This is a genomic window from Gemmatirosa kalamazoonensis, from assembly GCF_000522985.1.
In the GTDB taxonomy this organism is placed as follows: domain Bacteria; phylum Gemmatimonadota; class Gemmatimonadetes; order Gemmatimonadales; family Gemmatimonadaceae; genus Gemmatirosa; species Gemmatirosa kalamazoonensis.
In genome coordinates, this window is the sequence record NZ_CP007129.1 from 549366 (window position 1) to 573886 (window position 24521).

The window sequence follows — 24521 nt, forward strand, 5'->3', positions numbered from 1 at the left end:
CGGTGCCCGGCGCGGCTCGGCATCCGGCGCGGGCCGCCGTGCCGGCGGCCGCCGGACCCTCGTGAGGAGACCGGTCATGTCCCACAGTTCCCACCCGCCGCCGCGCTTCCGCGAGCTGTCGCACGACGAGTGCGCCGCGCTGCTGCGCCGGCAGCACGTCGGCCGGCTCGCGTACGCGCTGCACGACCGCGTGTGGATCGAGCCGATCCACTACACGTACGACGACGGCTGGCTCGTCGGACGGACCTCGGCCGGCTCCAAGCTGGCGACGCTCGCGCACAACCCGTGGGTCGCGCTGGAGACGGACGAGATCCGCGACACGTTCGACTGGGAGAGCGTCGTCGTGCGCGGGACGTTCTATCGACTGAAGCCGCACGGCAACACCGTCGATCGCGCGAGCTACGCGCGCGCGCTGCCGCTGCTCCGGGCGATCGTGCCCGAGTCGCTCGGCCCGGACGACCCGGTGGCGTTCCGCGACGTGCTGTTCCACATCCACGTCGACGAGATGACGGGCCGCGCGGCCGCGCCGCCTAACGCGGAGACGGACGGCGAGCCCGCGAGCGGCTGAGCACCGCGACGACGCCCGGGGGGCCGAACCCGTCGGCCGATGCTGGACACGGTTCGGTGAAGCGCCCGATGGCCGCGCCGCGCCGGCCGCCGCGGCGGACCTCCGCGCGGACGTCGTCGTGCTGGGGACGCACGGGCGCGGCCCGATGGGCCGGCTGGTCTTCGGCAGCGTCGCGGACAAGGTGCTCCGCACGGCGCCGACGGCCGTGCTCCTCTACCACATCCCGCGACCGCAGCGGCACGAGGGCGCGACCGCACGGCAAGCCGCCAGCGCTAGCCGAGGCTGAACGGCGGATACTCGTCGTGCAGCAGCAGCAGGTACGCCTCGACGCGGACGGTCCAGCGAAGCACGCCCACGGCGAAGCGGTACAGCGGCGCGGGATGCTCGCCGGTGAACAGGATCGCGAACCAGGCGACGACGGTCACGATCGCCCACGCGATGCCTAACGCCCAGATCGCGACGAGATGCGGGATGGCGAGGAACAGCCGGAACCCGACCGACACGCGGTCGCGCTCCCCCGACGGCGCGCGCACGTCGAGGAGCGCCGGATAGCGCCCGTCGCCGAACGGCGGGTACTCGTCGCGCAGGAGCGCGACGTACGCGATGGCGCGCGTCCGCCACCGCAGGTAGTACTCGGCGAGGCCGTAGAGGCCCTCCGGGTACCGGCCGGTGAACAGGATCGCGAACCACGCGATGACGGCGGCGGCGAACGCGACGGCGCCCAACACGCCGCCGGCGCCCATCTCGTACCGCCGCTCGGCGCCCGCGCGCCACGTCCAGGAGACGGCGGCGGCGATGGGGCCGCCGACCATGATCAGGTGCGGGATCGCGAGGAGCGGCCGGAACGCGACCGTCGGGCGGTTGCGGCCCGTCGTCGCGGGCACGACGTGTACCTGCACGGGATGGGTGGCGGCGTGCCCCGCCGCCGCGGCGATGGAGCTCATGGTGTCCTCACGCGTGCGATGTCGATGCGCTCGCGATCGGCGGCACGACGAGCAGCGAGACGCGCCCGTCGCGCGCGACGTCGGTCGCCACGCTGCCGAGCAGCCAGCGGTCGAGCGGGCCGTAGCGCCGGCTGCCTAACGAGATCAGGTCGGTGCCCGTGCGCTCGGCGAACTCGACGAGCTGCTCGCCGACGGGGCGGCGAGACGTGCATCCCAGGACGGCGGTCTCCACCGCGACGTCGTCGTCGCGGTCGAACGTCTCGCGCAGGCGGGCGAGCCCGGTCTCCACGCCGAGCGCGTGGACGTACCCTTCCCCGTCGTCTTCCTGGAACGGCAGAGCGGCGGAGACGTAGACGAGCGTGAGCATGCCGCCCGGCGCCACGAGGTCCCGCGCCAGACGCGCCGCCGCTCGGCTCGCACGACTGAAGTCCACGGCCGCGACGACGCGCTCGGGCAGCCCGCGGAGCGATGGCACGATGCCGAGCACGGGGCATGGCGCGTGTCGCATCACGTGGAGCGCCGTCTCGTCCTGCAGCGCACGGCCCAACGACCCGTGCCGCCGGAGGCCGAGCACGATCATGCCCGCGAGCGACTGTCGCGCCTCACGCACGATCGCCGACGCCGGCGCGCCGATCGCGACGTGCACCGGCCACGTCACCGGCGTGCGCAGCGCCGCGGCGAGCCCCATGCGGATCTCGGTGCGCTGCGTCTCGTGCACGACGTGCCCCACCAGCTCGTCGCCGAGCCCGATCGCGACGTCGAGGGGCGGCGGCAGCGGCACGCCGCGCGTCTCCATCACCCGGATCACCTCGATGGGGAGCCCGTGCTGCCGCGCGACGGCCAGCGCGACGCGGGCCGCGTCGTTCGCCAGCTCGGACTCGTCGGTCGCGAGGAGGATGCTGCCGACGAGGTGTGTCATGACCTCGGGCTCGCACAGTGGCCTGTGCTCGGATGTCGAGATGGCGGTGATCATGGGGACCTCCGGTCGAATGTCGGTCCAGCATCGCGGCGCGCGGCGTCGAGCAGCAGCCGCTGCTCGGCCGCCGCGACGTTGCGGCGCGTCGCGTCCACCGCGTCCGGATTCACCGAGATCGAGTCGACGCCGGCGCGCACGAGGAACTCCGCGTACTCGGGATGCACGCTCGGCGCCTGCCCGCAGATGGAGCACGTGATGCCCAGGCGACGGCACTCGCGCACGATCGCGCGAATCGCGTCCTGCACCGCGCGGTCACGCTCGTCGTAGAGCGGCGCCACCAGCTCGCTGTCGCGGTCGACGCCGAGCACGAGCTGCGTGAGGTCGTTCGAGCCGATCGAGACGCCGGTGACGCCCAGGCGCACGTACTCCTCGAGCCACGACACGACCGACGGCACCTCCGCCATCACCCACAGCCTGAACCGCGGGTCGTCGGTCAGCCCGCTCGCGTCGACGACGTGCTTGCACGCGCGCAGCTCGCTGCCCGTGCGCACGAACGGGATCATGAGGTGCAGGTTGGGCCAGCGGGAGCGCACCCGCGCGATCGCCTTCAGCTCGAGCGCGAACAGGTCCGGCTCGCGCGTGTAGCGGAAGCAGCCGCGGTAGCCGATCATCGGGTTCTCCTCGTGCGGCTCGAACGCGTCGCCGCCCGCGAGGCCGCGGAACTCGTTCGTGCGGAAGTCGGTCGCGCGGTAGATGACGGGACGCGGCGCGAACGCCGACGCGAACCGCTCGAGCGCGGCGGCCATGCGCGTCACCAGCTCGTCGCCGCGCCCGTCGCGCAGCAGCACGCGCGGATGCGTGCGGTCGAGGGCGGCGAGGAGCATGAACTCCGCGCGCAGCAGCCCCACGCCGTCGACGTCGAGGCAGGCGACCCGCTCCGCGAGATCGGGCTCGCCGAGGTTCACGTAGATGCGCGTCGCCGTGACGATGCCGCCCGCGCGCGGCTCGACGGCCGCCGTCGCGTTAGGCAGCGCCGCCGGCGCGGCCGCCGTCTCGGGAGCGCCGTCGACCACCGTGCCGAGCCGCCCGTCGACGGTCACGACCTGGCCGGTGTGCAGCGCACGCGTGGCGGAGCGCGTGCCGACGACGCACGGGATGCCGAGCTCGCGCGACACGATCGCCGCGTGCGACGTCATGCCGCCCGCGTCGGTGACGACGGCGGCGGCGCGGCGCATGACCGGCACCCAGTCGGGCGACGTCATCGCGGCGACGAGCACCTCGCCGGCCCGCAGCGCGCCGCCCTCGTCGGGGCTGCCGAGCACGCGCGCCGGCCCCGAGGCGGTCCCGGGACTCGCGCCGAGGCCGTGCACCAGCTCCGCGCCCGTGCCGTGCCCCTCCGGCTTCTCGGTCAACGTCGTGATGGGGCGCGTCTGCACGAGCCAGATGCGGCCGTCCTCGATCGCCCACTCGGCATCCTGCGGCGCGCCGTAGTGCGCCTCGTCGGCGAGCGCGAGCTCGGTGAGCGCTCGCACCTCGGCGTTCGAGAGCACCGGCTCGCGCCCCTTCACCTCGTCGAGCGCGACGCGCACCGTCTCGCCGCTCGCCGCGTCGCGCGTGAGCATGAACTCCTTGCGGGCGACGTCGCGCTCCACGACGGCGAGGCCCTGCTTGTCGACCTCGTAGTGGTCCGGCGTCACCTCGCCGAGGACGACGACCTCGCCGAGCCCGAACGCGCCCTCGATGACGACGCGCGTGCGATCGTTCGTCGCGGGGTTCGCGGTGAACATCACGCCCGAGCGGTCGGCGTTCACCATGCGCTGCACGACCGCGGCGACGAGCACCGGCGCGGTGAGGTGCTGCTTCGCGCGGTAGAAGATGAGCCGCTCGGTGAACGCCGACGTCCAGCACTCCTTCACCGCGCGCAGCAGCGCGTCGGCGCCGCGCACGTTCAGCGTGCTCTGGAACATGCCGGCGAACGAGAACTGCGCGCTGTCCTCCACGGTCCCCGACGAGCGCACCGCGACGAGCGTCGTGCCGTCGTTGCCGAGCGGCGCGAGCGCGCCGTACGCGTCGAGGATCGCGCCGCGCACGTCGTCCGGGGTGGGCGCCTCGCGAACGAGCTTCTGCAGCGCGAGCGACGCCGCGCGCAGCTGGTCGGTGTCGTCGACGTCGGTGCGCGCGAGCCGCGCGCTCACCTGGGCGGCGATGTCGTTCGCGCCGGCGAATCGCTCGTACGCCGCGACGGTCACGACGAACCCCGGCGGCACGGGCAGCCCGGCGCGCGTCATCTCGCCGAGGTTCGCGCCCTTGCCGCCGACGAGCGCGACGTCGTCGCGCGAGAGGTCGCGGAACCAGCGGATGTACGACGGCGACGCGGACGGCGACGGTACGGTCGCGGCATCCAGCCGCTCGGTGGGTGCGACGGCGATGGCGGACATGGCTCACTCCCGATGCGCGTGATGCCGTCAGTTTGGGTCGCCGCCCACGCGCGCGCCGTCGGGGAGTCGATGCGCGACCGACGGGGCCTGCCTGACAGACGCATGCCACGCGGCGACGCATGATCGCGGCATGCGCACGTTCGCGATCGCACTGCTGGCGCTGCTGCTCGCCGCTCCGGCGCGCGCGCGGGCGCAGCCGACGGTCGCGGCCGCGACGGACGGCCCGCGCTGGATCGACGCCGGCGGTCGCGCGACCGCGGGGGCGTACGCGCTCGTCGCGCTGCTCCGTCGCGCCGACGAGCGCGGGCTGCGGCCGGCGGACTACGGCGCGCAATCGTTAGGCGCGCGGCTCGCGGCGCTGCCGGGTGCCACCACGACGGAGGCCGCCGCGCTCGACGTCGCGCTCACGCGCGCGGCGCTGCGCTTCCTGACGCACCTGCACATGGGCCGGCTCGACCCGCACGCCCTCGGCTTCCACCTGCCCGACTCGCACGGCGAGCTGGATCTCGCGCCACCGCTGCTCGCGTTGAGCCGGGCGCGGAGCGACACCGACGCGGCGCGGGTGCTGGCGTCCGTGGAGCCGCCGTATGCCGGCTACCGCGCGCTGCTCGCGATGCTCGGCCGCTACCGCGCGCTCGCCGCCGATCCCGCGCTGCACGCGCCGCTCCTGCCGCGCGGCGGCCTGCGCCGCGGCGACGCGTTCGCCGACGCGCCGACGCTCCGACGCCTGCTCGCCGCGCTCGGCGATCTGCCCAACGGTGCGCCGGCGGCCGACAGCGCGCGCTACGACGATGCGCTGGCGGGGGCGGTGCGCGCGTTCCAGCGCCGGCACGGGCTCGCGTACGACGGCGACGTCGGCCCCGCCACCGCGGCGGCGCTGGCGGTGCCGCTCGCGCGCCGCGTGCGGCAGATCGAGCTCACGCTGGAGCGGTGGCGCTGGCTCCCCGACTCCGCGGCCCAGCGGTTCGTCGTCGTCAACATCCCCGCGTTCCGTCTCTACGCGTTCGAGGACGACCCCACCGCCGCGCACCCGGCGCTGCGCATGGACGTGATCGTGGGCCGCGCCGCCGGCGCGCGCCGCACGCCGGTGTTCGCGGCGACGATGCGCGAGGTCGTGTTCCGCCCCTACTGGGACGTCCCGCCGAGCATCGCGGCGAACGAGCTGCTGCCGCGCATCCGGCGCCGGCCCGGCACCCTCGACGCGGAGGATCTGGAGATCGTGCGGGCGGGCGACGACGGGCGGGCCGCGCGCACGTATGCGCCTAACGCGGCGAACCTCGCCCGAGTGGCGTCGGGCACGCTCCGGCTGCGGCAGCGCCCAGGCGATCGCAACGCGCTCGGCCCTGTGAAGCTCGTCTTCCCGAACCCGTACAACGTCTACCTGCACGGGACGCCGGCGCGGGAGCTGTTCCGCCAGACGCGCCGCGACTTCAGCCACGGCTGCATCCGCGTCGCCGATCCCGCGGCGCTCGCCGCGTTCGCGCTGCGCGGGCAGGTCGAGTGGGACAGCGCGGCCATCGCGCACGCCATGGCGAGCGGCCCGTGGTCGCGGCGCGTGGCGGTCGCGCGTCCCATCGAGGTGCTCACGCTCTACGGGACCGTCGTGCAGGGCGACGACGGGCTGGTGCGCTTCTACCCCGACGTCTACGGCCACGACGCGGCGTTGGAGCGTACGCTCGGCCTCGTGCCGGTCGCGGCGCGGGTCTCCCGACCGTCAGGCGTCCCCGCACCGCGCATCGGTGGTCCGCCCGATGTCATGCCCCGCGCGCCGGGCGCACCGTAGGGCCGAACCCGAACGGAGCGTCCCATGTCTGCGCGCGACATCCTCATCGTGTACGGCACGAGCTACGGTCAGACCGAGAAAATCGCACGGCGCATGGCCGAGTGGCTGCGCGAGTCGGGCGACCGTGTCGTGCTCGCGAGCGCCGACGCGATCCCGTACGACCTCGACGTCGCGGACTTCGACGGCGTCCTGATCGGCGGCTCGGTGCTGTTCGGCCGTCACAAGGCGTCGCTGCGAAAGTTCGTGCACGCCGAACGCCGCGCGCTCGGCCGCCTGCCATCCGGCTTCTTCTCCGTCAGCGGCGCCGCGGCGTCGCGCGATCCGCACGAGCGCCGCAGAGCCAGCGCGTTCCTCGATCAGTTCGCGCAGCGCACGGGGTGGCAGCCGACGCTCTCGCTGTCGGTCGCGGGCGCGATGTCGTACACGAAGTACCACCCGCTCGTGCGCTGGATGCTGCGGCGCATCAGCCGCGCCGAGGGCGGCCCGACGGACACGTCGCGCGATCACGAGATGACCGACTGGACGGAAGTGCGGCGGTTCGTCGACGCGTTCGTCGCGCTGCTGGAGCGGCACCCCGCGCGGCCGCGGCCCCGTGTCGCCGTCGGACAACGCCGTACGTCGGGCGTCGCGGTCGGGCTCTGAGCACTGCATTCCACCATTCATCGCAGGAGGCATCTCCATGCGCACCTTTCTCACCCTCACCCTCGGGATCGCGCTGACCGCCGCGCCGCTCGCCGCGCAGCAGAGCGTTGCGACGTCCGGCTCGGTCACGCGCGACTCGGCGAACGGCACCGTCGATTCCGCGACCGCGACGGCCGCGAAGCCGAGCAACCTGCCGCCGATCCAGATCGGCCGGCTGCGCGCGAACGACAAGCGCGGGATCAACGTGTTCGAGGCCCCGAAGGAAGCGGACGTGCCGTTCACCGGGTTCCGGCTCGGCTTCGGCGCCGCGTTCACGCAGCAGTTCCAGGGGCTCGGTCAGTCGAACACCGCCGCGCCGAACGTCGTCAACGGCGCGAACGCCAACCAGCTCGTGACGCTCGGCCACGGCTTCAACAACGCCGTCGCGAACGCCTATCTCAACGCGCAGCTCGCGAAGGGCATCCGCGTCTCGATGACGGCGTACCTGTCGGCCCGCCACCACAACGAGACGTGGGTGAAGGACGGCTATCTGCAGGTCGACGACTCGCCGATCGACTTCCAGCCACTCAACACGTTGATGCAGTACGTGACGATCAAGGCGGGCCACTTCGAGATCAACTACGGCGACGCGCACTTCCGCCGCACCGACAACGGGAACGCGCTGTTCAACCCGCTCGTCGGCAACTACATCCTCGACGCGTTCGCCCCGCAGGTCGGCGGCGAGGTGTACCTGCACGGCGCCGGCGCGCTGAAGGGCGCGTTCGTGATGGGCGGCGTGACGAACGGCGAGGAGAAGGGGATGGTGCAGAAGGCCGCGCAGCGCTCACCCGCGTTCATCGGCAAGGTCGGCATCGACCACGCGTTCACCACCGACGTCCGCGCCCGCCTCACCGGCTCGTGGTACGCGCAGAGCAAGGCCGCGAACCAGGTGCTCTTCTCGGGCGACCGGGGCGGCAGCCGGTACTACAGCGTGATCACGAACAGCACGGACGAGACGGCGACGGCCTGGACGGGCATGGTGCAGCCGTTCAGCGGCCCGAGCGCCGGGCTGCACTCGGCGGTCCTCAACCCGTTCCTCAAGTACAAGGGGCTGGAGTACTTCGGCAACTTCGAGCGGGCCAAGGGCAAGGGCGCGTCCGAGACGGCGACGCGCACGATCACCCAGATCGTGAACGAGCTGACGCTGCGCGGGCTCGGTGACGACGTCTACCTCAGCGGCCGGTACAACACGGTGAGCGGGCAGCTCGCCGGCATCGCGAACGACGTCGACGTGAAGCGCTACCAGGTCGGCGGCGGCTGGTTCATCACCCCGACCGTGCTGGTCAAGGGCGAGTGGGTCGACCAGAAGTACGTCGACTTCCCCGTGAAGGACATCCGCAACGGCGCTCGCTTCAAGGGATTCGTCGTCGAGGGGACCGTCGCCTTCTGACGGCCTAACGATCTCCCGCAACGCGCCGGCCGCGCGCCACGAGTCATACGGTGGTTGCGCGGCCGGCGCCGTGGAGGGGCTCATGCCGCATTCGATCGAGATCCTCCTCGTCGAGGACAATCCCGGCGACGTCGAGCTGACGCGCGAGGCGCTGCACGAGAGCAAGCTGCACATCGACCTGCATGTCGTCGACGACGGTGACGAGGCGCTGGCGTTCCTGCGGCACGAGGGCGCATACCGCGAGGCCCCGCGTCCGGATCTCATCCTGCTCGACCTGAACCTGCCGAGGACGGACGGCCGCGCCGTGCTGCGCGAGGTGAAGAGCGATCCGGCGTTGCGTCCCATCCCGGTCGTCGTGCTCACGAGCTCCGGGGCCGACCGCGACATCGCGCAGGCGTACGCCCTGCACGCCAACTGCTTCGTGACGAAGCCGATCGGTCTCGACCAGTTCCTCACGATCGTGCGCTCGATCGAGCAGTTCTGGCTCACGATCGTCAAGCTCCCACCGGAGACCTGACGCCGCCGGGGTGCCGCATGGTCGCGCTGCTCTCCCTCCTCGTCGTGCTGGTGGTCTCGCACCTCGCGATCCGGGCCGGCGCCGCCGCGCTGGCGCTCACCGGCATCGCCGAGGAGGCGGCGCGCTTCCAGGCGCAGTCCGCGTTCCTCGGCGTCGGCTTCACCACGCGCGAGTCGGAGCAGGTGCTCGACCACCCGGTGCGCCGCCGCATCGTGATGCTGCTCATGCTGCTCGGCAACGCGGGCGTGGCCGCGAGCATCTCCAGCGTGGTGCTCGTCTTCGTCACCGGCGCGAACGGCGAGAGCGAGTGGACGCGCGCCGTCGCGCTCGTCGGCGCGGTGACGGCGCTGTGGATCGTGGGGCGCAGCGCCGTCGTGGACCGCAACCTGACGCGCGCGGTACGGTGGGCGCTCAGGCGATGGACCCGGCTCGACGTGCGCGACTACGTGCGGCTGCTGCACCTGACGGGCGACTTCGCCATCGTGGAGCTGGAGGTGCGCCCCGGCACCTGGCTCGCCGGCCGCACGCTCGCGGAGCTCGACCTCCGCAGCGAGGGGCTGCTGGTGTTGGGCATCGAGCGCCCCGGCGGTGCCTATCTCGGCGTGCCGCGCGGGCCGACGCGCCTCCTCGTGGCCGACGTGCTGCTCGTCTACGGCATCGCCGGGCTCCTCGAGGATCTCGACCATCGCCCGGTGGGCGACGCGGGAGACCGCGCCCACGCCGCGGCGATGGAGCGTCAGATGCGCCGGCTCGGGCTGCGCGTCCCGAGCGTCACGGCCATCGCGCGCCGATGAGCCGCGGCGGTGGGGCCGGTGCGACGCGCACGCGCGCGACCGAGCCGTCGCGCAGCGTCACGCACGCGCACGTGTCGTCCACGCCCTCGAGGACGGGAACGACGAAGTCGCGCGCCTGTCCGGGAATCGCTGGCCCTGCGCTCAGTAGATGAAGACGCGCGTGCCGACGGGGATGAACTCGTACAGCCACGCCATGTCGACGTCGCCGACGCGGATGCATCCGTGCGTGACCGCCTGGCCGATCGACTCCTTCCACGGCGTGCCATGGATCGACACTCCATCGCCGAGGTCAAGACGATAGCGGCCGAGCTCTCCCGCGATCCGCCGGTTGCGCGTGCCGAGCGGCGGGATGAACAGCGCGCCGTCGAACACGATCTCCTCGTCGACCGGCAGCTCGGCGAACGTCCCGTCCGGATCCACGACGCCGACGACGGCGCGCCGGATCTCGAGCCGCCGGCCGTCGCTCAGCGTGACCGGCCGGTCGGCCGCGAGCCGCCTAACGGCGAGCCCGTGCTCGCGCGCGACCTCGTAGTAGTGCCACTCCGGCGGCGTCCACACGGGGAGCGAATCCTTGCGCACGACCCTCCGCTGGCCGCGCGGCGTCGCGAAGCGCCACCGCCTGGCCTCGTACTGCAGCACCGCGTCGCTGCCGACGGCGACGGGCGCGGTCAACAGCGTGTCGTCGTCGGCGATCGCCCACAGGCGGCGGTCGAGCACCGACACGACGACGCGCAGCCCCCGCGCGCGCTCCTGCGCCGCGCTCGATGTCCCACCGCGGGCGTGCGCCGCGGCGCCTAACAGCAGCGCGGCGAGGCCGGCGACTCGCAGCGATGGTGGGATCGGTCGCATGTGGCCCTCCGCTCGAGGACGTGCGCGCGTCCACACGACGGCGCACGCTCCGACGATCGGCCCGCGGTCGGTGCGCGGCCATCGGGCATCGCCGGGCGGTCCGCGCGCGCGCGTCGGGCGTCGCCCGACGCCGACGCGTGCCGTACCCCGACAGCAGCCGAGTGCGCGCGCGGCGAACGTGGACCGAGAGGATCGCCGGAGGACCTCGGCCCGGGTTCAGATGACCTCTTCCACGATCAGAGCGTCGAGCATCGGCGGCGCGGACGTCGCGCAGTGGGTTGCGTGCGCCGGTGCTGTGGGGCGTGGTGACGGCGTGCGTGTCGGTGCTGCCGGTCATGGGGAGCGCGCTCGTGATGCCATCACCATGAAGCAACCTGGAGGCTCGACGGAATCATGACCAGCAACGGAACGATCTACGACATGCGCGACAAGGTCGCGCTGGTGACGGGCGCGAGCTCGGGCATCGGCCGCGCCACGGCGCTCGCGTTCGCGAAGGCCGGCGCCCGCGTCATGCTCGCCGACGTGCAGGACGAGGCGGGCGACGCCGCGGCGCGCGAGATCGCGGCGTGCGCCCGGCTCCGCGGCGGCGACGCGCGGTTCGTCCATGCCGACGTGTCGAGCGCGGCCGACGTGCGCGCGATGGTCGCCCACACCGTGGAGACGTTCGGCGGGCTCGATTACGCGTTCAACAACGCCGGCATCGAGGGCGCGCTCGCGCCGACCGCGGACTATCCCGACGAGACGTGGCAGCGCGTGCTCGCGATCAACCTCACCGGCGTCTTCCTGTGCATGAAGCACGAGATCCCGGCGCTGCGCGCGCGCGGCGGCGGCGCGATCGTGAACAACGCGTCGATCCTCGGGCTCGTCGGCTTCGCGAGCGCACCGGCGTACACGGCGGCGAAGCACGGCGTGCTCGGGCTCACGAAGGTCACGGCGCAGGAGCTGGCCACGGAGGGGATCCGCGTCAACGCGGTGTGCCCGGGCTTCATCGAGACGCCGATGGTGATGGAGCGCGGCGTGGCGCTCGCCCACGACGACGCGGCGCGCCGGGAGGTCGCCGGGCTGCACCCGATGAACCGGCTCGGCACGTCCGAGGAGATCGCGGCCGCGGTGCTGTGGCTCTGCTCCGGCGCCGCGTCGTTCGTCACCGGCGAGCCGCTCGTGGTGGACGGCGGCTACGTCACCCGTTAGGCGCCGGCCGGCCGGCGGCCGGCATCCATCGCGCGTGGGCGGTCGCGGGATCCTGCGCGATCACCCGCCGCCCACGTCGCTCAGCGCGGTGGAACGCGCAGCGCGAGGTGCTCGCCCGGCGCGACCTTCAGCAGCTGACTCGACAGATCCGGTCCGCCCTCGGGATGCACGAAGACGCGGAGCGAGCTGTTAGGCAGAACCACCGACTGCGGGAAGCGCAGCGTGAGACGGCTGCACGCGGGGACCTGGCCGAGGCGGACGTCGTAGGTGCCCGGCTCGGCGAACACCGTCACCGGCACGCCGCGCGGGTTGTCCACCGTCAGCGTCGCCTCGAACAGGGCGTCGGGCGGGATGACCGCCACCATCAACGCCGGCACCCGCCCGAGCCGGCGGTCGAAGCTGCCGTAGTCCACGTAGATCGTGGCCGGCGCGCTGCGCTGGTTCTGGACGGTCAACACGTTCCTCGCGGCACCTGCGCCGCAGCGACGCCGCGCTGCGCATCGCGCACGGCGGCGCGCAGACGCTGCTCACGTTCCTGCCGTGACGCCCAGCGGCGATGCGCGGACGGAAGAGACCGTGCCCGGCCTCGCCTGACGCAGCTTCCGGAGGCCGCCGACGGTCGACGCGCGCAGCGCGGTGCATGGTTCGCTAGGACCGCGCTGCGCTCGCCTTCTCGTCCTCCGGCCATGACCGCGCTCCCCCTGAGCTCCGCCGACGACCGCTCGCACCGCCGGCGCGCCGAGCCGCCGACGGACGGCCCGTCGCTCGCGTCGTACCTGAACGAGATCGGCGCACACCCGCTGTTGTCGCGGGAGCAGGAGGCCGCGCTCGCGCGTCGCGTCGCGCGCGGCGGCGACGACGCGGGCGAGGCGCTCGACGCGCTCGTCAGCGCGAACCTCCGCTTCGTGGTCTCGGTCGCGAAGCGTTACCAGCACCTCGGGCTCGCGCTGTCCGACCTGATCGGCGAGGGGAACCTCGGCCTCGTGCGCGCCGCGCGCCGCTTCGACGCCACGCAAGGCGTGAAGTTCATCTCGTACGCGGTCTGGTGGATCCGACAGGCGATCTTCCAGGCGCTGGCCGAGCACTCGCGCATCGTGCGACTGCCGGTGCACCGTGCCGGCGCCGTGTTCCGCGTGAGCCGCCACGCGAGTGCGCTGCAGCAGGAGCTCGGCCGCGAGGCGACGGTCGCCGAGCTCGCGCGGCGCGCCGCGCTGACGGAGTCCGACGTCGAGATCGCGCTCGCCGTGCCGCAGCGTGCGCACGTGTCGCTCGACGCGCCGCTCGCGCGCGACGCCGACGATCCGCTGCGCGACCGTCTGGCCGACCGGACGACGCAGCCGCCCGACGAACCGGTCATGGAGCACTTCCGCTCGACGCTCGTCGAGACGGCGCTCGCGTCGCTGCGTCCGCGGGAGGCGCGCATTCTCCGGCTGTACTACGGCTTCGACGGCGAGCCGCTGACCCTCGAGGAGATCGCCGCGCGCCTCGGCGTGACGCGCGAGCGCGTGCGTCAGATCAAGGAGCGGGCACTGTCGCGGCTGAGGAGAAGCGCGGCCGCCGCGTCGCTCGCGCAGCTGCGCTAGCGCGTCGTCACTCGCGCGCCGGGGCGCAGCTTGTCCGACGGGAAGACGACGACCGTGTCCGACTCGCGCAGCCCGCCGAGGATCTGCGCGGCGCCGTCCCCGAGCTCGCCGAGCTCGACGTGCTGCACTCGCACGCGGCCGCCGCGCACCGCGTAGACGGCCCACGCGCGCCCGGCGCGCACGAGCGCCCCGGCCGGCGCGGTGAGCGCGTCGGATGCCGACCACACGACGATGCGCACATCCACCCGAAAGCCGTCGCCGAGCGGCACGGTCGCGTTAGGCACGTCGACGATCACGTTCACGCGCTGCTCCTCCACGCCCAGCGCCGAGATCTTCGTCGACGCCGCGGGCTCGACGAGGCGCACGCGTCCCGTGTCCCGGCTCGCCGCGCGATCGGCGCCCCACCGTTCGACCACCACCGGCATGCCGGGGCGCACGCGCGCCGCGTCGCTCGACAGCACGTCCACGACGACCTCGAGCCCCCGCGTGTCGCCGATCTCCGCGATGACCGTTCCCGGCGCGACGACGCGCTCGCTCCGCTCGGGCAGCCGCAGCACGCGGCCGGCGGCCGGCGCGCGCACCAGCACCACCGCGGCGCCCTCGCCGGCGTAGAGCAGCGCGGCCTGTGCCTGCGCGACGTCGGCGCGCGCGCTCGTCGCGCGGCCTCGGGCCGACGCGAGCGCCACCGCGCGCGTGACCGTGGCGAGCGCCGACTCCTCCGCGGCGCGCGGCGCGAGCGCGCCGGCGGCCACGAGTCGGCGTGTGCGCTCCTCGTCGCGTTGCGCCTGCTCGAGCGACGCCTCGGCGAGCGTCACCTGCGCCGCCGCCTCCGAGGCCGCCGCGCGCGCCGCGTCGAGGCGCGACCGGGCCTGCCGCGCCGACGGCTCGTCGAGCGGCACGGGAGCGAGCCGCGCGACGACGTCGCCCGCGCGCACCACCGCACCCTCCGCGAACGGCAGGCGCGCCAGGCGCCCGGCCACCGGCGCGGCGAGCACGTAGCGGTCGCGCACGCGGGTGCGCCCGTCCGCGTCGACGGTCACGCGCATCGGCGCACGCCGGACGACGGCCGTCTCGACCTCGGCCGCCTTCGGGCGCAGCGCGCCCGTCACCGCCGCCACCACCGCGACCGCCGTCGCGGCGATCAGCGCGCGTCGCATCTTCGATCGCTTCTTCATGCGTCCTCCCCGACGCGTCACTCGCGCGTCTTCAGCACGGCGACCAGATCCATGCGGTTCAGGCGGCGCCGCATCGCGAGCCCCGCCAGCAGCGCGGCGGCGACCACCACGGCGACGGCGCCGAGGTGCGTGCGCGCGACGACGACCGTCGGGAACCGCTGGTACTCCCCCTCGAACGCGCGCGCGATGAACGCCGCGAGCGCGACGCCGAACAGCGCCCCGAACGGCAGCGCCGCGGCGACGACCGCGCCCTGCTCGCCGAACAGCATCGCCGCCACCTCGCGGCGCGAGAAGCCGAGCACGCGCAGGCTCGCCAGCTCGCGCCCGCGCTCCGAGAGCGCGATGCGCGCCCCGTTGTAGACGACGCCTAACGCGATCACCGCGGCGAACGCCACGATGATCGAGCCGGAGATGCGAATGCTCTCGGCCATCTGCCGCTCCCACGCGTCGATCATCGCCCGGCGCGACGACGCGCCCGCGACGGCCGGCAGGCGCTTGAGGCGCGCCAGCACGGCGTCCGCCGCCGCGGGGTCGATGCGCAGGTACGCGCCGCTCACCAGCGCGCCGTCGCCGACGAGCCGGTCGAGCGCCGCGCGGTCCATGTACACGTTGGCACCCACCATCTCGTCGACGAGGGCGACGACGACGACCGCGCGCGTGCGGCCGCGCTCGAGCAGCTCCACGCGGAGCGTGTCGCCGGTCGTCAGGCCGAGCAGTCGCGCGAGGCTCGTCGTGAGCACCGCGCCGGCCGGCGGCACGCGGTACACGGCGCCCCACTGGTCGGTCACGCGGTGGAGCCGCGCGTCCGGCTCGACGCCGGTGAGGGCGACGGTGCGCACCACCGCTCCACCGCGCACGCGCGCCGGAACCGCGCGGAACGGCTCCACCGCGAGCACGCCCGGCACGCGCAGCAGCTCGCGCGCCGCGGCGACCGGGCGCGCGTGGGTGAAGGCGACCGTGACGTCCTCGCGCTGCGCGACGCGAAACAGCACGTCCGCCATGTTGTACGCCGCGTCGAACACCGACATCGTGCCGGCGAGCATCCCGGTCGCCAGCGCGACGCCGAGCGCCGACGACGCCGCGCGCAGCGGCTTGCGCTCGATGGTCCGCAGGACCATGCGCGTCGCCGGCGACAGCGCGCCCTCGAGCCCGAGCCGCTCCAGCAGGAGCGGGCGGTAGCGCTCCGGCGACTCGGGGCGCAGCGCCTCCGCCGGCGGCAGCCGCACCGCGCCGCGCACCGCGGCGAGCGCGCCGGCGAGCGCGGACACGCCGCTCGCCGCCACGGCCACCGCCGTCGACACGACGTCCACGCGGAACGCGAGCGTCGGAAAGCGGAACAGCCGGCCGTACGACGCCGTGTAGCCGGTGCCCATCCACGCGCCGACGGCGATGCCGCCGAGCGCGCCCAACACCACCGCCACACCGGCGAACGCGAGGAAGTGCGCTCCCACCTCGCGGTCGGTGTAGCCGAACGCCTTCAGCGCCGCGATCTCGCTCCGCTGGGTCGCGACGAGCCGCGCGAGCACCACGTCGAGCAGGAACGCGGCGACGAGCAGGAAGATGAGCGGCAGCGTGATCCCGAACACGCGGAGCTGCCGGAACTCGTCCTCCAGGATGCGGTGCGAGCGCTGTCGCTCGCGGCCGACGGCACCGAGTCCCCCGTACGGCGCGAGCAGCGAGTCGAGCGACGCGATCACCGCGTCACGGCTCGCGCCCGGGGCCAGTGTGAGCGCCACGTCGTCGAACGCGCGGCGCATCCCCGCCGCGGCGTCCACGGCAGCGCGCGACATCCACAGCACGCCGAACGCGCGCGCGTCCATCGTGAACGTGCCCGCGGCGGAGAGCTCCCACGCGAACTCGGGGCGATGGCCAGCCCGACCACGCGCAGCCGCCGCCAGCGGCCGTCGAGCACCGCGCCGAGGCTGTCCCCGACCTGCAGGTGATTCGCCTCGGCGAAGCCGGCGCCCAACACCACCTCGTCGGTGCTGCGGGGCCGCACCATCCGGCCACGGACGACGTGCACGCCGTCGAGCGCCGGCTCGCCCTGCTCCGGCACCGACAGCAGCAGCCCTCCCGCCGGCAGGGCGAGCCCCGGCACGTCGAGCGACACGCGCAGCGTCGCGCGCGTCTCCACCGTCGCGACGCCGGGGATCGCCGCGATCCGCGCGGCGAGCGCGTCCGGCGCCCGCGTGGCCGAGGCGAACACGTCGGCGAACCGGTAGCGCGCGTAGAAGTCGTCGCGTGCGCGCGCGATCGCCCGCATGGAGCCGTACATCGCGACCACCGTGGCGACGCCGCACGACACGAGCGCCGCGATGGACAGCACCTGGCCGCGCAGCCGCCACACGTCGCGCAGCAGCTTGCGGTTCAACGCGGAGAGGAGTGTGGGCTCGGCCGTCGCACGCGGAGCCGCGGAAGCCGCGGAGCCCTGCGCAACGGTCGTTGCAGGTCTCCGCGTCCTCCGCGCCTCCGCGTGAGATGCCGTTACCATCACCACGTCAGATCCTCCGGCCGCGCGCGCCGCTCGTTGCGCGTCTCCTCCGTGATGCGCCCGCTCGTCATGCGGCACACCCGGTGCGCCATCGCCGCGATCGGCGCGTTGTGCGTGATCACCGCGGTCGTCGTACCCAGCTCGCGGTTCACGCGGTCGATCACCGACAGCACGAGCCGGCCGGTCTCCGCGTCGAGCGCGCCGGTGGGCTCGTCGCACAGCAGCACGTCGGGGCGCTTCGCGATCGCGCGCGCGATGGCCACGCGCTGCTGCTCGCCCCCGGAGAGCTGCGCCGGGAAGTGGTCGAGCCGCTCGCGCAGCCCCACGAGCGCGAGCGCGTCGTCGGGGCGCATCGGATCGTCGGCGATGTCGGTCACCAGCGCGACGTTCTCGCGCGCCGTCAGGCTCGGGATCAGGTTGTAGAACTGGAACACGAACCCCACGTGCTCGCGCCGGTAGCGCGTCAGCGCATCGGCGTCCGCGCGCGCGAGGTCGTGGTCGCGGAAGCGCACCTCGCCCGCGGTCGGCGTGTCGAGACCGCCGAGGATGTTGAGCAGCGTCGACTTGCCGCTCCCCGACGCGCCTAACAGCACGAGCAGCTCGCCCTCGCGCAGCTCGAAGTCGACGCCGCGGAGCGCGGGTACCTCGACGTCGCCCATGCGGTAGACCTTCGTGACGCCGCGGGCGACGAACACCGCGTCACGCGCGTCCTCGTCGCGCGGAAGCGCGGTGCGACGGGGGGCGAGCGGCTGCGCGACGACGGACGCCATGGATCCTCCGGATGCCGATCGTGCACGCGCTGCACGGTGTGCCGCGACGCGTCGCGCTGCCGCCGGCGAACCGCCGCCCGCGTGTCAGGCGACCGACGACGACGATCCGGGTGACGCCCGATCGCCCCGCGCCGCGCGCGACGCGAACGTGAAGGCGAACGACACATCGCCGCCGAGGTCACCATGCGATCGATCCGCAAGCTCGCCGAGTCGCTGTGGGGCGCCGTCCAGATCGCGACCCAGCTCGCCCTCGGCCCCGTGCTGCATCGCTGGCGCACGCGGTGGGGCGCCACGGACGCCGAGGCGCACCGTCCGCTCCCCGGCGACGACCTCGTCTCGCGTCCGGACTGGGACTACACGCACGCCATCACCATCGACGCGCCGCGCGCCGCCGTGTGGCCGTGGCTCGTACAGCTCGGACAGGCACGCGGTGGCTTCTACAGCTACGAGGGGCTTGAGAACCTCGTCGGCTGCGGCATCCACAACGTGGAGGAGATCCGCCCCGAGCTGCAGCAGCTGCACGAGGGCGACATCGTGCGGCTGCACCGCACCGGCTACGGGCCGGCGGTCGTCGAGCTCGAGCCGCGGCGCGCGCTCGTCCTCGGCGGCGACCCCGACGCGCACGGCTCGCGGGCCGTGTGGTCGTTCCATCTGGTCGAGCTCCCCGACGGCCGCACGCGGCTCATCGAGCGTGGACGCAACCGCGTGGGGCGCGGCCTGCTCGCGACGCTCGGCTTCGGCCCGTACCTGCTCGACCCGGTCGGGTTCGTGATGAGCCGCAAGATGCTCCGCACGATCAAGCGGCTGGCGGAGACGGTCGGCCGCGCGGCAGGCTCGTCGAGAAGACCGTGACGATGGAGCTCGCGCCGGTGCTCACCGGACTCGCGCTCGCGGGAGGCGCCACCGTCGGGTGATCCCCGACGCGCCCCGCCCCTTCGACCGACTGCGCCGGCGCGGCCCCGGTCGCACGCTGTGGGGCAGATCGGAACCGCTCGCCGTTCCCACTCTTCGCACGGGAGTCTCACCATGTCCTCCACCGTGCCGGCAGATCGCAGCTCGCCCGCCGAGCCGCGCGCGACGGGCCGCGCACTGCGTGGCCCCGTCGTTCTCGCCTGCGACGGCCGCGCGCCTAACGACGCGGCGGCCCTCGCCGCGCGCGCCGCGGCCGAGCGCCTCGGCGCCCCGCTCGAAGTCGTCGCGGCGCTGCGGCCGCTGCCCGTCCCCGTCGGACCGGATTTCGCGCCGATCCCGCCGGAGGTCGACGCGGCGCGCCGGGGCGCGCTGCGAGAGGCCGTGGTCGCGCGCCTGGAGCCGGTGCTCGGCTCGCAGGCGCGCTGGCGGATCACGGTGCGCGACGGCGCGCCCGGCGGTGTCATCGCGGACGTGGCGCGCGAGCGACGGGCGGCGCTCATCGTGCTCGGCACCGGCGCGCACGGCGTCGCCAACCGACTGCTCGGCGAGGAGATCTCGCTGCAGGCCGTTAGGCACTCGGGCGTGCCGGTGCTCGCGCTGGCGCACGATGCGGCCGGCCCGATGCGCCGCGCCGTGGCGGCGATCGACTTCAGCGCGTCGAGCGTGCACGCCGCGCGAACGGCACTCGCGCTCCTCGACCCCGGGTCGCACGGCGGCGCGGTCCTCACGCTCGTGCACGTGCGCTCGCCCCGCGAGCGGTCGCCGCTGCTGCCGCCGTGGGAGAGCGCGCACGACGCGTTCGTCGGGGCGCTGTTCACGCGGCTGTGCGACATGCTGCGGCCGCACGTACCCGACGGCGTGACGGTCGAGACGTACGTCGCCACGGGCGGCGTGGTGGAGTGCATCGACAGCGTCGCCACGTACCTCGGCGCCGACCTCGTCGCCGTCGGCACGCACGGACCCGGATGGGTGGAGCGACTCTTCGTCGGCAGCGTCGCGACCGACGCGCTGCGACGGCTCGACACGAGCGTGCTCGTCACCCCCCCGCCGGCGGCGGCCGAGCGCGTCCGGCTCGAGCTCCAGCTCCACGGCCGTGTGGCCATGGAGCGTCACGACGACTGGCGGCACGCGCTCGACGTGCTCTCGCACCGCAACCTGCGCCGGCGCGTGCGCCTCGAGGTCGTCGACGAGCACGGGAACGAGTATCACGTCGACGCGTATCGCTTTCACGGCGCGACCTACGACCCCCACGACCGGCGCGTGGGCATCATGCTCGGCGACGCCGACGACCGCGCGCACCATCTGACGCACGCGATCACCGGCGTGCGGTCCGTCGAGATCGTCGGCGAGGACGACCGGCGGGATCACGCGCTGCTCGTCGCGAGCGGACGTGGGGAGGCCACGCTCACGTTCCTGGATTGACGGTGCTCGCGCGGCGCTGCGACATCCGATCGCGCGCGAACGCGTCGATCGCGTGCTGCCCGGCAGCGTGACGACGGAGCTCGTGCACCACGCACGCCGCTCGCTGCTCGTCGTGCCACCACCGGCCGACACGCGCTCGACCCGGCTCGACGTGCGCCGCGTCTGACCACACCCGACGGCGAGCATCGGTCATGCGCCTCCCCTTCACCACCGAACAGTTCCTCGACGTCTTCGGCCAGTACAACGAGACCGTGTGGCCGGCGCAGTGGCTGCTCGTCACGCTCGCCGCGTTAGGCATCGCCGCGGCGCTTCGCGGCAGGCCGGCGGCGAGTCGTGTCGTGAGCGCCGTGCTCGCGATCCTCTGGGCGTGGATGGGACTCGCCTACCACCTCGCGTTCTTCCGCGCGATCAACCCGGTGGGCGCGAGCCTCTTCGCCGCGTTCTTCGTCGCACAGGCGGCGCTGCTGGCGTGGAGCGGCGTGGTGCGCGGCCGCCTGACGTTCCGCGTGCGGCACGACGCGGCGGGCCTCGCGGGCGCGGCGCTCCTCGTCTACGCGCTGATCGTCTACCCGCTGCTCGGCAGCACGCTCGGCCACGCCTATCCCGAGGCGCCGACGTTCGGTCTCCCGTGCCCGACGACGATCTACACGCTCGGCCTCCTCCTCTGGGCATCGCCGCGCGCTCCGCTGACGGTGCTCGTGATCCCGGTGCTGTGGGCGCTGGTGGGCACGTCGGCGGCGTTGCAGCTCGGCATGGGCGAGGACTTCGGTCTCCTCGCGGGCGCCGCGATCACCATCGTTGTCCACGGTGTGTCGGTCGTCGGCCGACACCAGTCACGAGCGGACGCCGCATCTTGATCGGCGGCGCCGAGCCATCCGGACCCGGCGCCGCACCAGCGCACGAAGGAGGCGTTATGAAAACGCGTCTACTGCCCCGGCGCCTCGCGTCGAGGTTCCACCCATCGCTCGGCGCGGAGCTCGACCGGCTCGATGCGGACATCCGTGGGATCTTCGAGAACCCGTTCCGGTCGATGGCGCAGCTCTTCGCCGAGGTGCCGCAGCCGATCGGCTGGATGCCGCCGGTCGAGATCGCGGAGGACGGCGACAAGCTGACGATCTCCGCGGAGCTGCCGGGCATCGATCCGGCGAACGTCCACGTCGAGCTGGACGGCAACCTGCTCACCATCCGCGGCGAGAAGGAGGAGGAGCACACCGAGGACGAGAAGGCGAAGAAGTTCCACGTCGTGGAGCGCGCCTACGGCACGTTCCTGCGCTCGTTCACGGTGCCGAGCAACGTCGACACGGCGAAGGTGAGCGCGACGTTCGAGAAGGGCGTGCTGAAGGTCGAGATGCCGACGATGAAGGAAGCTCGCCAGCGCGGCCGCGAGATCGCGGTCACGGCGAAGTGACGGCACCGCTGCGCGACGACGATCGCTCGTGACCATGCCCCGTCTGCCTCACGTCGAGCGGCACTACACGGAGCGCATCGGCTGGCTGCGCGCCGCGGTGCTCGGCGCGAACGACGGCATCGTCTCCACCGCGGCGCTGGTCGTCGGCGTCGCCGCGGCGGAGAGCGGTCGCAGCGCGGTCCTCGTCGCGGGCTTGGCCGGGCTCGTCGCCGGCGCGATGTCGATGGCGGCCGGCGAGTACGTGTCGGTGAGCTCGCAGTCCGACACGGAGAAGGCGGACCTCGCGCGCGAGCGGCGCGAGCTCGCCCAGGATCCGGAGAGCGAGCTGCGCGAGCTGCAGGGGATCTACGTCGCGCGGGGACTCGATCCCGCGCTCGCCTTGCGGGTCGCCGAGCAGCTCACGGCGCATGACGTGTTGACGGCGCACGCGCGGGACGAGCTGGGCATCACCGAGGCGCAGGCGGCCCGCCCGATGCAGGCGTCGCTCGCGTCGGCGGCGACGTTCTCGGTGGGGGCCGCGCTGCCGCTGGCGGTCGCGGCCCTCGTGCCCGTGCGTCTGGTCATCCCGGTGGTCGCGGCGAGCTCGCTCGTCTGCCTCGCGGCGTTAGGCGCGCTCGCCGCGCACGCCGGCGGCGCGAGCCGCGTGCGCGGCGCGGTGCGCGTCACGTTCTGGAGCGCGCTGGCCCTCGCGCTCACGGCGCTCGTCGGCCGCGTGTTCGGCGCCACGGTCTGACGGCCGCGGCGCCGGCACGTCACGGCGCGGGTGGTCCACCGGGCCGCGGCCCGCGCGGCGGCTCGACGATCATCGCGTCGGCCGCCGTCGCGCCGGGCCGCAGCTCCGAGTGGCGGATGCGGCCGCCGAGCAATCCCGTGTACACCATCATGCCGCTCACCACGGCGGCCCCCGCGATCGCGACGAGCGTCGCGCCGCCCGGCACCGGCGTACGGCGCCAGCGCACGAGGGCGCCGAGGGCGAGCACGCCGAGCACCCCGGCCGCGATGAGCGACGCGTCGCCCATCTCCTCGTGGTCGTGGATCATGGCGCGACGCACGCCCGGGTATCCGCGAATCGCGTCCTCCGCCGGCTCGCCCGTGACGTTCGCCGCGGCGGCCGCGAGCCCGGTGCCGACGAGCACCACGAACGCGGTGCGCCGCAGCACGTCCGGCGCCCACCGGAGCGAGCCGACGAGCAGCGCGAGGCCGAACAGCGCCCCGAGAATCGGCACGTGATTCGTGAGCAGGTGGACGTGCACGCCGGAGAAGAAGTCGCTCATGGGAGCCGGGCTCGCGTTCAGAGATCGGGTGGATGGGAGCCGTCGCCCGCGCCGGCACGACGCCGCCCAGCGAGCAGGAAGAACAGGGCGACGGCCAGCCAGAAGCCGACCGTCATCCAGCTGCGCCGCTCGAGCGCCTCGAGCAGCGAGAGGCCGAAGAACAGCGCAAACACGGTCATGCGCTGGCTCGCGGGAGATTCGCGCATGGTACCTCCGAGCGTGGAATCGATGTTCCGCCCGCCACGCCGATCGGAAGTCTACACCGACGGCGCCGGGTCTCTCCTGAACGCGGCCGAGTTCCCGGGCCCCGGAGGCCACGCGGATGCGGGCTCCGGGCAGCACAGCACCGAGCCCGCCGGCAACCGCACGCTCGTTAGGCGCACGACGTCCGCCGCCACGCTGCCCACGAGCAGCCGCTCGACGAGCCCCGGCCCGTGCGTTCCGACGGCGACGAGGTCCACGCCCGCGCGCTCCGCGTAGTCGAGCACCTCCGCCGCGGGGTCGCCGACGAGAACCGCCGTGCCGATCGTGACGTCGCGTCGGCCGCGTGCGTAGCAGCAGTCGTCGTCTCCGACCGTCCCGAACCGCAGTCCGAAGGCGAGCCGCCGCAGCAGCTCGTCCGCTCCGGTCGCGGGCACCTGCTCCGCCGCCCTCGGCCGCCTCGGCTCGGGTCGCGACCGCACGTGCACGAGCGACAGCGTGCCGCCCGGCACGACGAGCTGCGCCGCGATCGCCGCCGCGCGCACGCTCGCGGCGCTGAAGTCCACGGCGGCCACGGCGTGCCGGATCACACCGTCCGCGTCCGGTCCCGCGGCGACGACCGGCCGGTCGCCACTCCGCAGCACCTGGAGTGCCGTCTCCGATCCGAACAGCCGGTCCACCAGCCGGTGCCGGCCGATGCCCAGCACGACGAGCGCGGCACGCCGTTCGTCGGCGACCCGGGCGATCGTCTCCGCGGGCACGCCGAACGTCACCTCCGCGGGCCACGGCGCGGCGACCACCGCGTCGATCTGGTCCCGCAGCACCTCGTGCGTCGCGGCGGCGCGCTCCGCCTCCAGCGCCTCCATGCACGCCACCGGAGCGTCGACGTAGACCGGGAACGGCTCGAGCACGTCGAGCACCTCCGGCGCCCCGCCTAACCGTTCGGCGAGCCGCCGCGCGACGAGCAGCGCGGACGCCGCGGCCGCGCGGCCGTCGGTGGCCACGAGAACCGGCAGTGCGCTCGGCGGCGTGAACGGCGGCGCGGTCGGATGCACGGCGCACGACGCCGACGAGTCGACCGGGCTGACGGTAGCGGACATGGGACCCCTCTCGACGCGGGTGACGCCTGCATCGTAGCGTCGCCGGTACCGACGGGCAGTCGGGTGATGCCGGTGGCGTTGTCGGGCAATCGCCGCGCGGCGTGTACGGAGACG

26 protein-coding genes and 1 pseudogene are annotated in these 24521 nt (G+C 74.0%); 15 read left to right on the plus strand and 12 right to left on the minus strand.

Annotated elements, in window-relative coordinates:
* Positions 1 to 76: 76 nt before the first annotated feature.
* Both J421_RS25345 and J421_RS25350 read left to right on the plus strand, forming a co-directional pair.
* Positions 77 to 568 (plus strand): pyridoxamine 5'-phosphate oxidase family protein, encoded by a 492-nt coding sequence (locus tag J421_RS25345; RefSeq protein WP_025413918.1) that lies wholly within the window; start codon positions 77 to 79, stop codon positions 566 to 568.
* A 76-nt stretch (positions 569 to 644) separates the two neighbouring features.
* A pseudogene (locus J421_RS25350) lies at positions 645 to 854 on the plus strand (universal stress protein); the annotation flags it as partial.
* Here the strand turns inward: J421_RS25350 and J421_RS25355 are convergent.
* Genes J421_RS25355 through ppsA form a run of 3 tightly spaced genes read right to left on the minus strand, consistent with a single transcriptional unit; the run spans position 841 to position 4866 of the window.
* The gene (locus J421_RS25355) at positions 841 to 1512 is read right to left on the minus strand and encodes a DUF4389 domain-containing protein (protein WP_025413919.1); all 672 of its coding nucleotides are present in this window, start codon (positions 1510 to 1512) and stop codon (positions 841 to 843) included. The pseudogene J421_RS25350 and the gene J421_RS25355 sit on opposite strands and share 14 nt — an antisense overlap.
* Positions 1513 to 1519: 7 nt before the next feature.
* A complete protein-coding gene (locus J421_RS25360; RefSeq protein ID WP_158508900.1) occupies positions 1520 to 2431 on the minus strand; it encodes a universal stress protein in 912 nt (303 codons plus the stop codon).
* Positions 2432 to 2481: 50 nt separating this feature from the next.
* Positions 2482 to 4866, minus strand: coding sequence for a phosphoenolpyruvate synthase (ppsA, locus tag J421_RS25365; RefSeq protein ID WP_201773176.1), 2385 nt, complete (start codon positions 4864 to 4866; stop codon positions 2482 to 2484).
* 130 nt (positions 4867 to 4996) lie between these two features.
* Between ppsA and J421_RS25370 the strand changes: the two genes are divergently transcribed.
* The 5 genes from J421_RS25370 to J421_RS25390 all read left to right on the plus strand — a co-directional run bounded on the left by J421_RS25370 (position 4997) and on the right by J421_RS25390 (position 10031).
* The gene (locus J421_RS25370) at positions 4997 to 6649 is read left to right on the plus strand and encodes a L,D-transpeptidase family protein (RefSeq protein ID WP_025413922.1); all 1653 of its coding nucleotides are present in this window, start codon (positions 4997 to 4999) and stop codon (positions 6647 to 6649) included.
* Positions 6650 to 6673: 24 nt separating this feature from the next.
* Complete coding sequence (locus J421_RS25375) at positions 6674 to 7291, plus strand: flavodoxin domain-containing protein (RefSeq protein WP_025413923.1); 618 nt, start codon at positions 6674 to 6676, stop codon at positions 7289 to 7291.
* A 37-nt stretch (positions 7292 to 7328) separates the two neighbouring features.
* Positions 7329 to 8720: a hypothetical protein gene (locus tag J421_RS25380; RefSeq protein ID WP_025413924.1), complete on the plus strand. Its 1392-nt coding sequence runs from the start codon at positions 7329 to 7331 to the stop codon at positions 8718 to 8720.
* A gap of 82 nt (positions 8721 to 8802) precedes the next feature.
* A complete protein-coding gene (locus J421_RS25385; RefSeq protein ID WP_025413925.1) occupies positions 8803 to 9237 on the plus strand; it encodes a response regulator in 435 nt (144 codons plus the stop codon).
* A 17-nt stretch (positions 9238 to 9254) separates the two neighbouring features.
* Positions 9255 to 10031, plus strand: coding sequence for a TrkA C-terminal domain-containing protein (locus J421_RS25390; protein WP_025413926.1), 777 nt, complete (start codon positions 9255 to 9257; stop codon positions 10029 to 10031).
* Positions 10032 to 10172: 141 nt separating this feature from the next.
* Here the strand turns inward: J421_RS25390 and J421_RS25395 are convergent, their stop codons facing one another.
* Entirely contained in the window at positions 10173 to 10880 is a 708-nt protein-coding gene (locus J421_RS25395; protein ID WP_025413927.1) for a L,D-transpeptidase, read from the minus strand.
* A gap of 393 nt (positions 10881 to 11273) precedes the next feature.
* Between J421_RS25395 and J421_RS25400 the strand changes: the two genes are divergently transcribed.
* Positions 11274 to 12071 (plus strand): glucose 1-dehydrogenase, encoded by a 798-nt coding sequence (locus J421_RS25400; protein ID WP_236646338.1) that lies wholly within the window; start codon positions 11274 to 11276, stop codon positions 12069 to 12071.
* Positions 12072 to 12151: 80 nt separating this feature from the next.
* Here J421_RS25400 and J421_RS25405 read toward each other — a convergent pair whose 3' ends face one another.
* Entirely contained in the window at positions 12152 to 12529 is a 378-nt protein-coding gene (locus tag J421_RS25405) for a hypothetical protein (RefSeq protein WP_148306532.1), read from the minus strand.
* 228 nt (positions 12530 to 12757) lie between these two features.
* Here J421_RS25405 and J421_RS25410 point away from each other — a divergent pair, with 228 nt between their 5' ends.
* On the plus strand, positions 12758 to 13654 hold the full coding sequence (locus tag J421_RS25410) for a sigma-70 family RNA polymerase sigma factor (protein WP_025413930.1): 897 nt from the start codon (positions 12758 to 12760) through the stop codon (positions 13652 to 13654).
* On the opposite strand, the gene J421_RS25415 is transcribed toward J421_RS25410, so the two are convergent.
* From J421_RS25415 to J421_RS25425, 4 genes are all read right to left on the minus strand, one after another.
* Positions 13651 to 14829 (minus strand): efflux RND transporter periplasmic adaptor subunit, encoded by a 1179-nt coding sequence (locus J421_RS25415; RefSeq protein WP_025413931.1) that lies wholly within the window; start codon positions 14827 to 14829, stop codon positions 13651 to 13653. The two genes, J421_RS25410 and J421_RS25415, sit on opposite strands and share 4 nt — an antisense overlap.
* A gap of 17 nt (positions 14830 to 14846) precedes the next feature.
* Positions 14847 to 16619, minus strand: a complete 1773-nt coding sequence (locus tag J421_RS34545; RefSeq protein ID WP_312845253.1) for an ABC transporter permease — start codon at positions 16617 to 16619, stop codon at positions 14847 to 14849.
* On the minus strand, positions 16523 to 17200 hold the full coding sequence (locus tag J421_RS34135; RefSeq protein WP_236646339.1) for an ABC transporter permease: 678 nt from the start codon (positions 17198 to 17200) through the stop codon (positions 16523 to 16525). Before J421_RS34135 ends, J421_RS34545 begins: the two co-directional genes overlap by 97 nt.
* Positions 17201 to 17319: 119 nt before the next feature.
* Entirely contained in the window at positions 17320 to 18090 is a 771-nt protein-coding gene (locus J421_RS25425; protein ID WP_025413932.1) for an ABC transporter ATP-binding protein, read from the minus strand.
* A gap of 11 nt (positions 18091 to 18101) precedes the next feature.
* On the opposite strand from J421_RS25425, the gene J421_RS33085 reads away from it, so the two are divergent.
* The 6 genes from J421_RS33085 (at position 18102) to J421_RS25450 (ending at position 22565) form a co-directional block, all read left to right on the plus strand.
* Positions 18102 to 18242: a hypothetical protein gene (locus J421_RS33085; protein WP_158508901.1), complete on the plus strand. Its 141-nt coding sequence runs from the start codon at positions 18102 to 18104 to the stop codon at positions 18240 to 18242.
* 31 nt (positions 18243 to 18273) lie between these two features.
* The gene (locus J421_RS25430) at positions 18274 to 18942 is read left to right on the plus strand and encodes an SRPBCC family protein (RefSeq protein WP_025413933.1); all 669 of its coding nucleotides are present in this window, start codon (positions 18274 to 18276) and stop codon (positions 18940 to 18942) included.
* Between the two features lie 174 nt (positions 18943 to 19116).
* Positions 19117 to 20424, plus strand: a complete 1308-nt coding sequence (locus J421_RS25435) for a universal stress protein (protein ID WP_025413934.1) — start codon at positions 19117 to 19119, stop codon at positions 20422 to 20424.
* A gap of 191 nt (positions 20425 to 20615) precedes the next feature.
* A complete protein-coding gene (locus J421_RS25440; RefSeq protein WP_025413935.1) occupies positions 20616 to 21281 on the plus strand; it encodes a DUF6064 family protein in 666 nt (221 codons plus the stop codon).
* Positions 21282 to 21337: 56 nt separating this feature from the next.
* Complete coding sequence (locus J421_RS25445) at positions 21338 to 21832, plus strand: Hsp20/alpha crystallin family protein (protein ID WP_025413936.1); 495 nt, start codon at positions 21338 to 21340, stop codon at positions 21830 to 21832.
* A 34-nt stretch (positions 21833 to 21866) separates the two neighbouring features.
* Positions 21867 to 22565, plus strand: a complete 699-nt coding sequence (locus J421_RS25450) for a VIT1/CCC1 transporter family protein (RefSeq protein WP_025413937.1) — start codon at positions 21867 to 21869, stop codon at positions 22563 to 22565.
* Positions 22566 to 22584: 19 nt separating this feature from the next.
* Here J421_RS25450 and J421_RS25455 read toward each other — a convergent pair whose 3' ends face one another.
* From J421_RS25455 to J421_RS25465, 3 genes are read right to left on the minus strand one after another with little or no spacing between them, the layout of a single operon-like run.
* A complete protein-coding gene (locus tag J421_RS25455; protein WP_025413938.1) occupies positions 22585 to 23106 on the minus strand; it encodes a hypothetical protein in 522 nt (173 codons plus the stop codon).
* 17 nt (positions 23107 to 23123) lie between these two features.
* Positions 23124 to 23312: a hypothetical protein gene (locus J421_RS25460; RefSeq protein ID WP_025413939.1), complete on the minus strand. Its 189-nt coding sequence runs from the start codon at positions 23310 to 23312 to the stop codon at positions 23124 to 23126.
* Positions 23313 to 23363: 51 nt separating this feature from the next.
* The gene (locus tag J421_RS25465; RefSeq protein WP_025413940.1) at positions 23364 to 24407 is read right to left on the minus strand and encodes a universal stress protein; all 1044 of its coding nucleotides are present in this window, start codon (positions 24405 to 24407) and stop codon (positions 23364 to 23366) included.
* Between the last annotated feature and the right edge of the window lie 114 nt (positions 24408 to 24521).

What these genes read in the sequence shown, in the direction of transcription:
- J421_RS25345 (WP_025413918.1), top strand. Translation starts at nt 77, where the DNA reads ATGTCCCACAGTTCCCACCCGCCGCCGCGCTTCCGCGAGCTGTCGCAC.
- J421_RS25355 (WP_025413919.1), bottom strand. Translation starts at nt 1,512, where the DNA reads ATGAGCTCCATCGCCGCGGCGGCGGGGCACGCCGCCACCCATCCCGTG.
- J421_RS25360 (WP_158508900.1), bottom strand. Translation starts at nt 2,431, where the DNA reads ATGACACACCTCGTCGGCAGCATCCTCCTCGCGACCGACGAGTCCGAG.
- ppsA (WP_201773176.1), bottom strand. Translation starts at nt 4,866, where the DNA reads ATGTCCGCCATCGCCGTCGCACCCACCGAGCGGCTGGATGCCGCGACC.
- J421_RS25370 (WP_025413922.1), top strand. Translation starts at nt 4,997, where the DNA reads ATGCGCACGTTCGCGATCGCACTGCTGGCGCTGCTGCTCGCCGCTCCG.
- J421_RS25375 (WP_025413923.1), top strand. Translation starts at nt 6,674, where the DNA reads ATGTCTGCGCGCGACATCCTCATCGTGTACGGCACGAGCTACGGTCAG.
- J421_RS25380 (WP_025413924.1), top strand. Translation starts at nt 7,329, where the DNA reads ATGCGCACCTTTCTCACCCTCACCCTCGGGATCGCGCTGACCGCCGCG.
- J421_RS25385 (WP_025413925.1), top strand. Translation starts at nt 8,803, where the DNA reads ATGCCGCATTCGATCGAGATCCTCCTCGTCGAGGACAATCCCGGCGAC.
- J421_RS25390 (WP_025413926.1), top strand. Translation starts at nt 9,255, where the DNA reads ATGGTCGCGCTGCTCTCCCTCCTCGTCGTGCTGGTGGTCTCGCACCTC.
- J421_RS25395 (WP_025413927.1), bottom strand. Translation starts at nt 10,880, where the DNA reads ATGCGACCGATCCCACCATCGCTGCGAGTCGCCGGCCTCGCCGCGCTG.
- J421_RS25400 (WP_236646338.1), top strand. Translation starts at nt 11,274, where the DNA reads ATGACCAGCAACGGAACGATCTACGACATGCGCGACAAGGTCGCGCTG.
- J421_RS25410 (WP_025413930.1), top strand. Translation starts at nt 12,758, where the DNA reads ATGACCGCGCTCCCCCTGAGCTCCGCCGACGACCGCTCGCACCGCCGG.
- J421_RS25415 (WP_025413931.1), bottom strand. Translation starts at nt 14,829, where the DNA reads ATGAAGAAGCGATCGAAGATGCGACGCGCGCTGATCGCCGCGACGGCG.
- J421_RS34545 (WP_312845253.1), bottom strand. Translation starts at nt 16,619, where the DNA reads ATGTCGCGCGCTGCCGTGGACGCCGCGGCGGGGATGCGCCGCGCGTTC.
- J421_RS25425 (WP_025413932.1), bottom strand. Translation starts at nt 18,090, where the DNA reads ATGGCGTCCGTCGTCGCGCAGCCGCTCGCCCCCCGTCGCACCGCGCTT.
- J421_RS33085 (WP_158508901.1), top strand. Translation starts at nt 18,102, where the DNA reads ATGCCGATCGTGCACGCGCTGCACGGTGTGCCGCGACGCGTCGCGCTG.
- J421_RS25430 (WP_025413933.1), top strand. Translation starts at nt 18,274, where the DNA reads ATGCGATCGATCCGCAAGCTCGCCGAGTCGCTGTGGGGCGCCGTCCAG.
- J421_RS25435 (WP_025413934.1), top strand. Translation starts at nt 19,117, where the DNA reads ATGTCCTCCACCGTGCCGGCAGATCGCAGCTCGCCCGCCGAGCCGCGC.
- J421_RS25440 (WP_025413935.1), top strand. Translation starts at nt 20,616, where the DNA reads ATGCGCCTCCCCTTCACCACCGAACAGTTCCTCGACGTCTTCGGCCAG.
- J421_RS25445 (WP_025413936.1), top strand. Translation starts at nt 21,338, where the DNA reads ATGAAAACGCGTCTACTGCCCCGGCGCCTCGCGTCGAGGTTCCACCCA.
- J421_RS25450 (WP_025413937.1), top strand. Translation starts at nt 21,867, where the DNA reads ATGCCCCGTCTGCCTCACGTCGAGCGGCACTACACGGAGCGCATCGGC.
- J421_RS25455 (WP_025413938.1), bottom strand. Translation starts at nt 23,106, where the DNA reads ATGAGCGACTTCTTCTCCGGCGTGCACGTCCACCTGCTCACGAATCAC.
- J421_RS25460 (WP_025413939.1), bottom strand. Translation starts at nt 23,312, where the DNA reads ATGCGCGAATCTCCCGCGAGCCAGCGCATGACCGTGTTTGCGCTGTTC.
- J421_RS25465 (WP_025413940.1), bottom strand. Translation starts at nt 24,407, where the DNA reads ATGTCCGCTACCGTCAGCCCGGTCGACTCGTCGGCGTCGTGCGCCGTG.